The following is a 13,432-nucleotide window of genomic DNA, read 5'->3' as shown; positions in this document are numbered from 1 at the left end:
TGCACAGCTCATCGACTTCATAAGTTTTGCCTCTGCTAATAATGGGTTTGGAAATATTTCTAGCAATTGAAGCGATACTTTTCACTAATGTTGTGGCTTCTTTAGTTAATTGAATAATATTTTGGTTTATATCTCTTCTATTAGCCCGATATGCATAATTTTTCCATTCTTTATCACCTTTCGAATTTCAATAAAAAAAACAGCACAAAGGCTGTTTTAATTTTTATACGATATTACTAGAAATCAATGATTTTCTGTAAATGTTAGGTGTAATAATTAACCACCAACACATCTAATCCACTACCCTTTTACTTCCCAATACAGAAATTAACTTTCCGTATTTCATAAAGGTTAAGCAATCTCGAGGTACAAATAAGGTACAAATTTTACAAAACAAAATCTTACAAAAACATCATTCGTAATCTGGCCGATAATATGGCAAATAATCAAGTTTTCAAGAGAAAGTTTTAATATAGTAGTTGGATAAATATATAAAAATGTTAATCTTTAATCATGAATATTCCTTTTTACCTTAAATTAAAACTAGCTTATAAAAATAAAAATTACTAGTGGCACAAACTAATATAATTAAAGATTCCTACATTACTAAAAACATTATAATCCAAACACTATTATAAATTATTAAAGGAGTAGTAATTTTACAACACATATCTGCTTTCAAACGTATCTTATTTCCACGATAAATTCATATGAAAAAAAATCCTTCAATCCCTTTTAAGCTCCCTTATTCTTATTATCAGAATCCTGATGTTCTCTTTCTGGCTAAAGACCTGCTTGGAAAAGTGCTCTTCACGCAGGTTGACGGAAAGATAACTGCCGGAATTATAGTTGAAACAGAGGCCTATATGGGCATTGCTGACAAAGCTTCCCACGCATATGGAGGAAGAAGAACTGCCAGAACCGAAACGCTTTACCAGCATGGCGGCATATCTTATGTGTACTTATGTTACGGTATTCATTATTTATTCAATATTGTCACTGCCTGTGAAGGAGAACCCCATGCAGTTTTAATCCGTGCCGTGGAACCTTTCAAAGGAATAGATGCCATAGAAAGCAGACGCGACCTTAATGCTGGAAATTCCCGCATTACCTCCGGGCCTGGATCTACTGCAAAAGCTTTGGGAATTGACAGTGGATTTAATAAAAAAGAACTCGCTGGAGATGAAATCTGGGTTGAAGACCATGGCTTTCGTTATGATGATGATCAAATAGCCGCTGTACCGAGAGTCGGGGTTGAATATGCAGGAGATCACGCACTCTTGCCCTGGCGCTTTTTCATCAAAAACAATAAATATGTCAGCAGGATACCAAAAATTTAAACATCCTGATTAGACTTTCCACTACGGTCTGCTTTTTATAAATAAAAAATCTCTCAACACTGTTGAGAGATTTATATTTTAATTAAAGAAAATCTTTAAATAAAGTCCGTTCTTATATTCTGATTCCCTTTTTGTGTTGAACCGGCTGTACCTGAGCCAGTCGCCCCTTCACCTGTTGCGCCTGTAGTTCCATGCTGTCCGTTCTGCTCGGGATTTAATGTCGCAGAGGAATCCAGCGCCGGACCTATTGTATCAGCAGACATGTCCATTGTGTCGGACTTAATTCCAGTAGGATTTACATCATTATTTTCATTCTTTTTACAGGAGAATATAAAAGCTGTGATTAAAAACAGCATTACGATTTTAATTTTCAAAAGTGTTTTCATCTTCCGTTCATTTAAGTTTATAAAATTGTACACTCAAAATTAAAAAACTGATTTTCCATCAGTTTTTTAATTTATAAATTCCTTTATAGGATAATTACGTGAATAAACCAGTATTTATATAATTTTACAGAACAGCAGCATGACTGTAAAAGATACAGCAGAAAACATCATTGTATTGATGATCTTCATTTAAAGGAAATCTTGGGATGTCCGGCGGTTCTTTAATTTTCCCTAAGTCTCTCGTACAAATAGCCCTGCCAGCTTTTAACCTCGTTTTGAAAGTTCAGGGCTTTCTCTGATATAGCGAGCGATAATAAACATTAAAAGACCAGACGGCAGTGCTAAAATCAAATAGCTGTAACTGAGATTATATTGGTCTTTTGCCGGAAGGACGGCAATAATGATATAACTTAGAAAGGATACCAGAATATAGACGATCCCCCCGGTAAGTCCTCCTGCTATACCTGCATTCTTAGGAAACCTGCTTAGGCTGAATATAAAATAATTATTATAGGTATAACCTGAGCACACATGAATTAAAAAGGCAAAAAACACCAGTGTAAAAATATTCACATAGAAGCCAAGAGTAAAAATCATTGCAGCTGCAAAAATAAACTGCAGCAGAATATTCACTGCCATTTTTTTGTAGAAGGGGAATTGAATTGTGGCTTTACCGATAAAACCACCTGTCATCCAGGCAAATCCTAAAATCAGGGAACAGTATCCTGCCGTAACAGGAGTGAGCAGCAGTTCGTGCTCAATAATAAAAGGACCTGACATATTATAGACCATCACCATGGAATAGGCCAGTCCAAGCATGAAAATTCCCATTACAAAACTTGGAGTACTGAGCATTTCCAAATAAACTCCAGCAATTTTCTTTAGATTAAATTCCATCGGAGTTTTTATGGTTTCACCGCTGTATATTACCTCAAGTATAAATATCACAAATGCAATGAAAGCCAAAAAATAAAAATTAGATTCCCAGCCAAATACATCCTGCAGATACCCTCCTATAAAGGGCGCAATTATGGGGCCTGTAGACCAGATTATTGTAAAGATGCTCAAATATACTTTCAGCTGTTCCCCTTCAAAGACATCAACAAAGTAGGCTCTTTTAGAAACTACAATACCAGCTACTGTTATTCCATGAATGAGCCTCATTGCATAGATAAGATAAATGTTCTTGGTATTGGCTATTATGAGACAAGATATAATAAAAAGCACCATCGCAGTGAGACTGATATTGTAGCGGCCAAAACTATCTACAATACTTCCAATAAATAATTGCGCTACACCATAACTTATCAGAAATATAGTAAGTGTCAGCTGCACCTCTAGACTAGTTATTTTAAGAGCTGTTCCCATGGAAGGCATTGAAGGAAGGTAAATGTCTGTAGCAAAACCAGAAAGAGGTATAAGAGCAAAGGCCAGCAAGGTCGATATTTTCTGATTCCCTTTTTTAATTTTTTTATTGGAAATAATTGGCATGGGTATTCTTTAAGTTAATGAGACGCCTTTTTTAAGGATTCGCCAAGTGTAATTCAAATTAGCAGCATATTTGCAGGAATTCATTTCCTGCAGACTAAATCAGTAAAAGACTTCTATTAAAAATGATAAATTAATAAATAGTCAGATTACTGTTTTTCACTGATGCAAATTTACCCTATAGAATATTATTATTTGTATTTAAACAGGCACATGATCTACTTTTAACAGATTGCTCGAATTAATACAGTGTAATTAAATTTATAGAAATTATTATTATAAAACTTTGAATTCCGTAAGCCACTTACCGCTGTATTAATGGTAATTTAAAATCATTGGAGCTGATCAATTGAAACTTTAAGTAAAAATTATTCCACTTCTATGTAAAAAGTCTGCTAACACTGCTATTAACAGACGATCTTTAAAACCAATGCATCACAAATATGCTCTGAGATTAGTTACAGAAATTCAGCAGAAGTTAGGAGTACAACAGCATTCTGGTGAAAAAGACAATGGTACTGTCTTCACAGACCCTTTCGATAAAACAGAACGCAGAGAGTATATAATGACTACGTAAGTATGCTGCTTTTGATCTATATTAAACTGCACTATTGCAGTGAGCAGCAAAGTCTGTAATAGATTTAACTTTTATTGTGAAGCGGCAAAAGTTTCTGAGAGCCTAAAAATGGATGCAGGACCGCCTTTCTGTAATCAAATGCGTTATCGTATATATTTTTTTTTTCAGCTGCACAAAACAAAAACTAATGCGTTGTATTATTTTATATAGTTTGGAGCCACGCACTTTAGCCAGTATTCAATAACAGTTTTCATTGTCTCTTCAATTTCCTTAAAACCGGCCGGCTTTATAAAAAAGCCCTGCGCAGATTTTGAATAGGCATCCACCACGTGCTTCTGCTCAGCACTTGTGGAAAAAAACAAATAAGGAATTGTGCGCAGGCGCATACTTTCATTTTGATGAATCCTTTCACGAAGCTCAATACCGCTGAGTTTGGGCATGTTGATATCGGAAAAAATAATAAAAGGATCAACATCAGAAGAAGTAAGAAAATCCAGGGCAGCCTCGCCGTCGCTGAAAAATATAATTTTATTTGGGTAGGAAAGTTTATCAAAAACTTCTTGTAAAATCTCCTGATCGTCCTGATCATCTTCGATAATAATTATGGGTCCTTTTCTGTTCATTTTATCTAGCATCTTGGATTAATACACAACTAAAGTACATTTTTTTATAAAATAAACGGCTAAAAGTGAGTTTACTAAACAGATTATATGCCATGGAATGGTTATCCTGTTTTACCCTCACAAAAAGGATGTTTTCACAATGGTCAATATTATTCCAGAATTTCTTTTAATACAGCGACCAATTCATTAAAATTGCTGGGCTTGGTAATATACTGCGAGTCATTGATGATAAAGAGCCTATCTGCTGCAGTTTCTGAATAGGAAGAATATAAAATAACTGGTATAGCCTGTAATCTTACCACCTCCCTCATTCTGCCAATAAGTTCATTTCCATTTAAAACCGGCATATTGAAGTCCACAAATATTAAATCTGGCAGTATTTCTAAATTTTTTAAATACTCCAAGGCCTGGACTGGATTATTTTGGACAAGGCAGTTGATATTTTTATCGAGTGAATTGACAGCCTCCAGAAATACATCGGTATCCTCACTATCATCGTCTATTAGGAGTATATTTTTATATGACATGGCGTTTTATTTAATAGTCTGTAGACAATATAGTAAAGCTAAAAGACCTAGATTAAATCAGGAATGCGAAATTATTTTTAAAAAAATTTCTAAGCATTTACATCTCTTAATTAATGTATCAAGATTGATATAGTAATAATCAGCATGTTCTGACATATTTTTATACATCCAAAATTACAATGCTCCAAAGTTAGTTTTTTACACAATGACGATTGGGTTTTACAATATTTAAACTAGTGTCGGCTTAATTGAGTATTATATCTTTAATCAGCCTTAATCTATTAAAAAACAGCAGTGAATTTGTACAATTTATATCAAAAGCAACAAACAGAAATTTTAAGTACTGAAACTCTATGTCCTTGACAGAAAACTTTTACCCTTGAGATGATGGCTGTTTAATAATGCAATTTATTTCATAAACCGCCGGAAGCTAAAGATTCAGACCGTTTTATTTAAAGCATTCTTAAGAACACAGTTATTTTATGTAATTTGGTGAGACACAGTTTTGCCAGTATTCTACAATATTTTTAATCATTGCTGCCATTTGATTAAAATCCGATGGCTTAATAAAGAATCCCTGAACCGATTTTGAATAAGCTTCGACAACATGCTGCTGCTCTGCAGCAGTAGAAAAAAACAGAAACGGAATGGATTTCATCCTTAAATCTTCTTTTTCATGCACTTTGGCCCGCAGTTCAATCCCATTTAATTTGGGCATATTTATGTCCGAAAAAATAATAAAAGGTTCAATGCTTGTTTCTGTAAGATAATTAAGAGCCTGTTCTCCATCTCCAAAAAAAATGATTTCATTTGAATACTGAAGCTTATTGAAAACTTCACCCAAAAACTCCTGATCATCTATATCATCCTCTATAATTATTATGGGGCCGCTTTTGTTCATGGGTTTTATTATTAATCTTTAGCTGCAAGGTAACAATAAAACTCAATTAAGGTTGGTTTCAAAAAATGTATTTCAAACTAGTACTCCCACTTACAAACAAACATGTTACAAACAATTCACAGTCGCCCTGTCATAGTCTGCTAAAAAAATATATCTTTGGGAATATTGTCTCTTTAAACTTAATTAATTTGATAATCAAACTCAGATACTTTTGAAGCGATGAATAAATCATTAAATGAAAAGATAAAGAGGATCAATATGACAAAAATAAATTTAAATAATTAAGCAGGATGCACAATAAAAGCGGTTTAAAACAAAAAGCTGTTGTTTTTGATATGGATGGAGTTCTAGTTGACTCTGAGCCCTTGTGGCAAAAAGCTGAATTTGAAATTTTTTCTTCCCTTGGAGTTACTGTAACAAAAGAACTGGCCTCTAAAACAAAGACGATGACTACCAAAGAGGTAACTGAATTCTGGAAAAGCAGATTTGACTGGAAAGACACTGGTATCCAAGAGGTTGAACAATTGGTTACTTCCCGCGTAATTGAACTTGTTGAAAATGAAAATTGTGAAATAAGCGGAGTAAGAAATTTCGTTAAGAAAATCAAATCCCAAGGTTACAAGGTGGGACTGGCTACCAATTCGCCGTACAAAATTATACCCGCTGTGCTGGAAAAATTAAAATTGACACCATACTTTGATGCCATATCTTCCTCCGATAGTGAAATTAACGGAAAACCGTATCCCTTTGTATATCTAAGTACATGCTCAAAGCTGAATATTAATCCTGCTGACTGCATCGCCATTGAGGATTCGTATTCGGGAATGCTTGCCGCTCAAAGAGCGGGTTTGAAAGTCATTGCTTTTACAAATGGAAATAATGTCTTAGACCTCAGTATTGCTCATTCTGTCATCCAGAATTTCGAGCATGCAGATAATCACATTATATTACGCCGGCTTTCCGCATTATCTTAAGGACAGCAGACATGAATCTGTTTGATTATCTTTTCAATAGTTGCCTTGCACGCAAAGCACTTCCTTCCTATTTTCAATGAATGTCATTAACTCTGCCTTTAAGTGAGATTTAAACTGCCTAATTTTCAGGCAGTAAAATTGTAAAGACGGCCCCTTGTCCCAACTGGCTTTCAGCATAGATATCGCCGCCATGATTCTGAACGATCTTTCTGCACATTGCAAGACCAATACCGGTTCCTTCATACTGTGACTTACTGTGCAGGCGTTGAAAAATCTGGAAGATACGATCAACATATTCCGGCTCGAAACCTATTCCGTTGTCCCTTACCTCAATTTTATAATATTTCCTGTTTGTTTTAAAAATCTGCAATTTATCAAGATCACTAAGAGCAGCCTCTACTGCAGATATTGTAATTATGGGTTCCTTGTCCGTCTGACTAAATTTGAGCGCATTTCCGATCAAATTTCTGAACAATTGCGACATTTGGACTGCATTTGCTTTGATAACAGGCAGATCTCCTATGACTAACTTGGCATTTTTCTGCTCTATAAGCAGGTCATAGTCCGCCGCAAGATGTCCTGCAATTTCATTTAGGCTGACCTGAGTGAACTGTTCGTCAGTCTTGGCAAGCCTGGAGTAATTCAGGACGTCACTTATCAGCGCTTTCATGCGCTCGGTAGAGTGGACAATCTTATCCATGTAAGCCTGCACTTTATCCGTGATATTCTCACCAAGACTGCTTTGCATCAATTGCGAAAAAGTAATTATTTTTCGAAGCGGTTCCTGAAGATCATGTGATGCTATATAGGCAAACTGCGCCAGGTCTTCATTGGACTGCATCAGATCAATATTCAATTTCTCCAAATCCTCATTGGTCGTGCGCAGCTCTTCAATTGCCGCAGCCAGTTCCTCTGTGCGTAATTTTACTTCCTGCTCCAGTGCCATTTGATGTTCGTACTGACTAGTAACGTCCTGGGCCGTACCATCCATTCTAATAGGATTCCCGGCAAGGTCAAACACAGTTTTTCCCTGCGCATGCAAAATTCTTTTATGTCCCGTTTTGGGATGTATAACCGTATACACTTCATCATATATGCCGCCAGATTCCACGTTAAGTGCCCGCTCCACTGCTTTTGCCACGCGCTGCTGATCTTCTTCGCCAAGGATTGGTATCACCACATTAAAATCCCTATTGGCCGGGTCATAACCAAACCATTCTATAAGACGATCGGAATAGACAAGACCATTTGTGGCAACATCAATACTCCAGGTACCAAGCTGTGCCAGCTCCACAGCTCCTCTTAAACCTGCTTCTGCCTCCTGCTGTTTTTGTCTGGCATACACCTGCTCGCTCACATCAATGGCAATACAGATAACACCATAAGTTTTTCCTTCATTATCAAAAAGAGGTTTGTACGTATAATCGTAATATCCTAAATAAGGTTCCCCATTTTTGATTATTTCAATTCGTTGGGCTGATGCATTGTACATTTGCCCTTTTGCTATAACTTCACTGTATCTTTCATACAAATCTGTATTTTTAAATTCTGGAATGGAATTCAGTATTGGCTTTCCGATTATAGCAGCATCACGTCCGAAAATTTCAAGCATTTTCTCGTTTTCTTCCTGCAGTATCATGTCATTTCCTGTATAAACCCTATTGGCTACAGGAGAAGTATAAAATATTTTACGAATAAATTCCTGGTTTTCCTCCAGCAGTTTTTTTGCCTTGACCTGACTGGTAACATCGATTACTACATCCAGAATAGCATATACTTTATTCTCGGAATCAAGCAGGGGTTTATAGGTAAAGTCAAAATAGAAAGTCTCAAGCTGATCACCAACTAAAATAGCTGCTTTGGCACCCTTCTGCTCATACTGCTTACCGCTCCTGTACACTTCTTTAAGAATTTCGGGGAAAGGCTGGCTTTTCGCTTCAGGAAAAACATCTATCATATTTTTCCCAATTACATCACTGCTTCTTTTCCAGAGATCCAAAATTATTTTGTTAGCGATCTCTATTCGCATATCAGGCCCTACGTAAAGGCATGTACCCACGGGAGCTTCTTCGATAAGCGAACGGAATCGTTTCTCGCTTTCTTCGATTTTTCGGCGTGCCAACAGCTGCTGGGTTACATCAAGGGCCATATGCAGGACGGAGCTTTTACCCTCTGACTGTAAAACTCAGTGATGTTGACCACCTGTTTTCAATTTAAAGTGACCACCTTGTTTTGGTTTAAAGTGACCATCTAATTTCGGTGCAAAGTGAGCACCTCGATTTATTTCAAAAAACTACTTTTTTTTTCGTGTGTTAGTTATTATTTCAAAGATAGATAAATAATTATCCCTTGTTTATGCTTTTTTTCTTCCTCATTGATTCCCCATGCAGTTCAACTCGGTGTGATTGATGTATTAATCTGTCTAAGATTGCATCTGCTATAGTTTTCTCGCCAATTATATCATACCATCCCTGAACCGGGATTTGCGAGGTTACGATAATTGAGCCGTTGTTATGTCTATCCTCAATGATCTCTAAAAGTGCAATTCTGTTGTGACTGTCCAGAGACTGGAGTCCAAAGTCATCGAGTATGATAACATCCTGTCTTTGTATTTTCATGAGTTCTCTTAAGTAAGTGCCGTCTGCTTTTGCCATTTTTAGCTTTGCGAACAATTTTGCGGAGTTAAAATAGCTTACCTTATAACCTTCTATGCAGGCCTGATAGCCAAGTGCTGTTCCTAAAAAGCTTTTGCCGACACCTGTGCTTCCGGTAATTAAGATGTTCTCATTCTTTTCTACAAAGCTGCATTCTGCAAGGCGGAGTATAAGATTTCTATCAATGTTTCGGGACTGGTCAAAATTGATGCTTTCAATATTTGATTTGTAGTGGAAGCGTGCATTTGCAATACTCCGTTCAATCCGTCTGTTGTGTCTTTCATCCCATTCGGCATCTATTATCATTGATATAAACTGATCAAGGGTATAATGATCAGTTTTGCCGCTTTCGATAGCTGTCATGAAGGCATTATGCATTCCATGAAGCTTCATCTGCTTCATTTTCATTACGGTAGATTCATTCATTGTATATTGATTTTAGTTATAATAATTTTTTCCTCTAATATTACTGTGTTCAGGAAGATCCTGTTCCTGTTCCATTTCCTGTTCACTAGATATTTTATCCAGACTGTTATCTAAGATGTTCTGTATAGTTTTAAAATTATAAATCTTAAAGTCCAGAGCGCGTTTACAGGCATTTACTAATCTTTCTGTACCTACTTTCTTTTCGAAAGATAATATCCCTAAACAGCTTTTATAGGCCTGCTCCGGGTGGTTCCTGCTTTCGATTATCTGCATAATATATTCTCCTACTGCCGGATCAATACTATTAGCCCAATCAATAAACCTTAAGGCATTCCATTGCGATACAAATTGATGTGTGCTTGCCAGATGTTCAGGATTTGTAGAGTAGACATAAGGCTTGGGATTTCTGATGTGAGTAGCTATACGATTGTATTTGAAGTAGATTTCTACTGTAGAGTTTGTGTACAGCAGTTTTACTTTTTTCTTTAAATATTGATAAGGTACACTGTAATAATTCTTATCCTGGCTTAACTGAACATGTCCATTCTGCATAACTGTTGCCAGGGACTGGTATTTAATCTCAAAGCGTTCCAGAGGAAGTGGCTGCAGTTCATGTCTTTCATCTTCAATGAAGAGTTCAAAACGAGAGTAGGGTCTTCCAGTAAGCTTCTTATTGTTATGAGCATCCAGCAGAGTCCAGATCTCCTGATTTAGGTCGTCTATACTGAAGTATTTAGTGTCTTTTAAATTTGCATAAATTCTTCTGTAAAGTATTTTAACCGCACCTTCGACCAAAGATTTATCTCTTGGCCTGTATGCTCTTGCTGGTAGAATGGTAGTTTCATAATGTTCTGCTAAATCTGCCAGAGTTTCATTAATGGTGGGTTCGAAGCGGCTGGTTCGGATAACGGCAGATTTTAAATTGTCTGGTACTATTGCAGCAGGTGTTCCTTCAAAAAAGCGCATTGCATTCTCTACCGAAGCTACAAAATCCTCCTTTTGCTGGCTCATGGAAGCTTCCGCATAAGTATATTGGCTTGCTCCGAGTATAGCTACAAAAAACTGCACTTCTCTGATCTCTGATGTGCTTTTGTCTAAAATTGAAAGTGTCTTTCCGGCATAATCTACATACATTTTATCACCAGCCTTGTGGTTCATATGCATCACAGGATTTACTTTATTACCCCAGTCCCTGTAGCGGTTTCTGAATTGCGTAATTCTCAAGCCATCGGGATTTAAAGCGATATATCTCTCCCACATGATTTGTATGGTAATGCCGGTTTTTTTTAATTCCCGTTCCATCTGTGGAAAATAAGCGTAAAGATCCTCGATTCTTGAGGAAACAACTTCTGCGGGGCCTGGGGAAAATAGTTCGTCTAATTCGGTATCGGTTTTCTTGTTGACAGTCTCCAGGCTTAATCCAAGCACTTCAAATAAAGAAATATATTTTTTTACTGTGTTTCTGGAAAGTGATAAATACTTGCTTATAAACAGCTTGCTTTTGCCGTTACAATGCAATTTAATGACTTTTCTAATTTTATTCATGTCTAGTTTGTTATTTGCCATAGCCTGTAGTTTTTATACAGATCCATGGTTTAACAACATGAAAAAGAAGTAGTTTTTTAGTGGTCAATTTGAACCGAAACCAGCTGGTCAGTTTAAATTGAAAAGTGGTGGTCAGTTTGATCCGAAAGCGGTGGTCACTTTATGCTGAAAAAGCGTGGTCAGTTTGACCGTTTTTTCCACTTTTTATTCCCCGCTCTCAACTATTTATTAAAATCAAAATCCAAAAAGCAAGTAATCATTTTTTACCAGATTTTCGACTTTTCTTCTCAATAAATATGATTATCAAAAATAAGCCAACGACCAAAATCATCATCTCCATCACCGGCCAAAACAAAAACTAAAAACAATCTGAAAAAAAAAGAGGAAAGAGAAAAACACATAACTAACTAACTAACTAACTAACTAACTAACTAACTAACTAACTAACTAACTAACTAACTTTTTAACAGCCTGTCCTTTTAAACAGATTCCCTAACCTGATCAATTTTACCGTCACCGGTCAAAATCATAATGGATCAATACATATTTTTGTGCGGAAATATTAAAATCTAGATATTTGCATTTCCAAATTATTCCCTAATGCAAGATTCTTTTAGCGAGATCCTAAAGTTATTACTTCCTGAGATAATAGTAGATTATTTTGAACTTACCACTTATAAAAAGGAAGATGAAACACTTCATCTTTATCTAAAAGAAATTAATTCGATACCAAAAGAACACAGAGAATCTAAATTAAGTTCAAAAGGATTCTTTGAAGAGATAACCGTTCAGGATTTTCCTATCCGTGGACATCAGGTATATCTTCACATCACTCGCAGAAGATGGCTAAATGAAGATACGGGAAAAATAGTTTTTAGAGATTGGAATTTAGTAGCAGACGGAACTCGTGTAACTCAGGAGTTTGCGTCTTTTTTAAAAGAGATCAATAGATTCCAGTCCAAGTGATTGTTCTACCATTGCTTCTTTTTACGGAGTTTCCGGCAGGAATCTGCAATGCCAATACAAAGATTTCTTAAGTGATTTTAAAGTTTGGGATCAAATCTCACATGCGAAAAAATGGCTTCTCTTTCCAAAAAATATTGGAAAACGCTTATCAATAGACGAAACTTCTCTTTCTAATGGTGAGCTCTATACTATTTTAACCAACAAATCTGGAAAAGGCAGAAAAGGAACTATAGTAGCAATGGTTGCAGGAACTAAAGCAGAAGCTGTTATTTCGGTTATTGAAAAAATCCCGCTTAAAGAACGAAATCTAGTTAAAGAAATTACTTTGGATATGGCCGGTAATATGGGATTAATTGCAAAGAAATGTTGTACTAATGCAACCCGCGTTACAGATCGCTTTCATGTTCAAAAGTTAGCGACAGAAGCACTACAGGAAATCAGAATAAAATACCGATGGAAAGCTATAGATCTGGAAAATGAGGCAATGGAAAAAGCCAAAAAGTCAAATGTGAATTTTAAACCTAAAATACTCTCTAACGGAGACACCCTTAAACAGTTACTAGCAAGAAGCCGTTACTTCTTATATAAAACCAAGTCAAAATGGACTAAAAACCAATTAGAACGTGCTATATTATTATTTGAATTGTATCCTGATATTCAAAAAGGATACAATCTAACTCAAGAGCTTCGCGCAATCTTCGAGAATACAAAAGATAAAATCATAGGCTTTGCCAAACTAGCCAAATGGCACGAAAAAGTAAATCAATCTGGGTTTAAGTCTTTCGGTACAATCTCTCGTACAATTATAAATCACTATCAAACGATATTGAATTATTTTGACAACAGAAGCACCAATGCGTCTGCAGAATCTTTCAATGCTAAAATAAAAGCTTTTAGATCCAAATTCAGAGGTGTTAGAAATGTAGAATTCTTCCTTTTTAGACTAACCAATATTTATGCTTAATTTTTGCTGCTCCACAGATCTTCGTGTTGATCAATCATAATTAGAGAACATCTTAAAAGAA

Annotated in this window: 13 protein-coding genes; 5 read left to right on the top strand and 8 right to left on the bottom strand. The window is 36.0% G+C overall.

Going from position 1 to position 13,432, the window contains the following annotated elements; genetic code table 11:
• The first annotated feature begins 710 nt into the window (after positions 1-710).
• A complete protein-coding gene (locus BSF42_RS21390; RefSeq protein ID WP_095955135.1) occupies positions 711-1,340 on the top strand; it encodes a DNA-3-methyladenine glycosylase in 630 nt (209 codons plus the stop codon).
• 95 nt (positions 1,341-1,435) lie between these two features.
• Here the strand turns inward: BSF42_RS21390 and BSF42_RS21385 are convergent, their stop codons facing one another.
• Positions 1,436-1,726, bottom strand: coding sequence for a hypothetical protein (locus BSF42_RS21385; RefSeq protein WP_095955134.1), 291 nt, complete (start codon positions 1,724-1,726; stop codon positions 1,436-1,438).
• Positions 1,727-1,990: 264 nt separating this feature from the next.
• A complete protein-coding gene (locus tag BSF42_RS21380) occupies positions 1,991-3,217 on the bottom strand; it encodes an MFS transporter (RefSeq protein ID WP_095955133.1) in 1,227 nt (408 codons plus the stop codon).
• 427 nt (positions 3,218-3,644) lie between these two features.
• Between BSF42_RS21380 and BSF42_RS22570 the strand changes: the two genes are divergently transcribed.
• Complete coding sequence (locus BSF42_RS22570; protein WP_172426736.1) at positions 3,645-3,791, top strand: hypothetical protein; 147 nt, start codon at positions 3,645-3,647, stop codon at positions 3,789-3,791.
• A gap of 197 nt (positions 3,792-3,988) precedes the next feature.
• Here BSF42_RS22570 and BSF42_RS21375 read toward each other — a convergent pair whose 3' ends face one another.
• The 3 genes from BSF42_RS21375 to BSF42_RS21365 form a co-directional block, all read right to left on the bottom strand.
• Entirely contained in the window at positions 3,989-4,414 is a 426-nt protein-coding gene (locus tag BSF42_RS21375; RefSeq protein WP_095954564.1) for a response regulator, read from the bottom strand.
• A 149-nt stretch (positions 4,415-4,563) separates the two neighbouring features.
• A complete protein-coding gene (locus tag BSF42_RS21370; RefSeq protein ID WP_095955132.1) occupies positions 4,564-4,941 on the bottom strand; it encodes a response regulator in 378 nt (125 codons plus the stop codon).
• 475 nt (positions 4,942-5,416) lie between these two features.
• Complete coding sequence (locus tag BSF42_RS21365; RefSeq protein WP_095955131.1) at positions 5,417-5,842, bottom strand: response regulator; 426 nt, start codon at positions 5,840-5,842, stop codon at positions 5,417-5,419.
• A 290-nt stretch (positions 5,843-6,132) separates the two neighbouring features.
• Between BSF42_RS21365 and hxpB the strand changes: the two genes are divergently transcribed.
• Positions 6,133-6,816, top strand: coding sequence for a hexitol phosphatase HxpB (gene hxpB / locus BSF42_RS21360; RefSeq protein WP_095955130.1), 684 nt, complete (start codon positions 6,133-6,135; stop codon positions 6,814-6,816).
• A 118-nt stretch (positions 6,817-6,934) separates the two neighbouring features.
• Here the strand turns inward: hxpB and BSF42_RS21355 are convergent, their stop codons facing one another.
• From BSF42_RS21355 to istA, 3 genes are all read right to left on the bottom strand, one after another.
• Positions 6,935-8,965 (bottom strand): ATP-binding protein, encoded by a 2,031-nt coding sequence (locus BSF42_RS21355; protein ID WP_095955129.1) that lies wholly within the window; start codon positions 8,963-8,965, stop codon positions 6,935-6,937.
• Between the two features lie 193 nt (positions 8,966-9,158).
• The gene (istB, locus tag BSF42_RS21350; protein WP_095955128.1) at positions 9,159-9,896 is read right to left on the bottom strand and encodes an IS21-like element helper ATPase IstB; all 738 of its coding nucleotides are present in this window, start codon (positions 9,894-9,896) and stop codon (positions 9,159-9,161) included.
• Positions 9,897-9,908: 12 nt separating this feature from the next.
• Entirely contained in the window at positions 9,909-11,441 is a 1,533-nt protein-coding gene (gene istA, locus BSF42_RS21345; RefSeq protein WP_253251134.1) for an IS21 family transposase, read from the bottom strand.
• Positions 11,442-12,041: 600 nt separating this feature from the next.
• Here istA and BSF42_RS21340 point away from each other — a divergent pair.
• Together BSF42_RS21340 and BSF42_RS21335 are read left to right on the top strand one after the other, a co-directional pair.
• Positions 12,042-12,407, top strand: coding sequence for a transposase (locus BSF42_RS21340; protein ID WP_095955126.1), 366 nt, complete (start codon positions 12,042-12,044; stop codon positions 12,405-12,407).
• Positions 12,408-12,450: 43 nt separating this feature from the next.
• On the top strand, positions 12,451-13,371 hold the full coding sequence (locus BSF42_RS21335; protein WP_371616449.1) for a transposase: 921 nt from the start codon (positions 12,451-12,453) through the stop codon (positions 13,369-13,371).
• Positions 13,372-13,432 lie beyond the last annotated feature (61 nt).

Origin of the sequence: Flavobacterium sp. ACN6, from assembly GCF_002304005.1 — a bacterium.
Lineage (GTDB): Bacteria > Bacteroidota > Bacteroidia > Flavobacteriales > Flavobacteriaceae > Flavobacterium.
The sequence above is the reverse complement of the archived record's forward strand: the minus strand, read 5'-3'. Positions and strand labels throughout refer to the sequence as shown.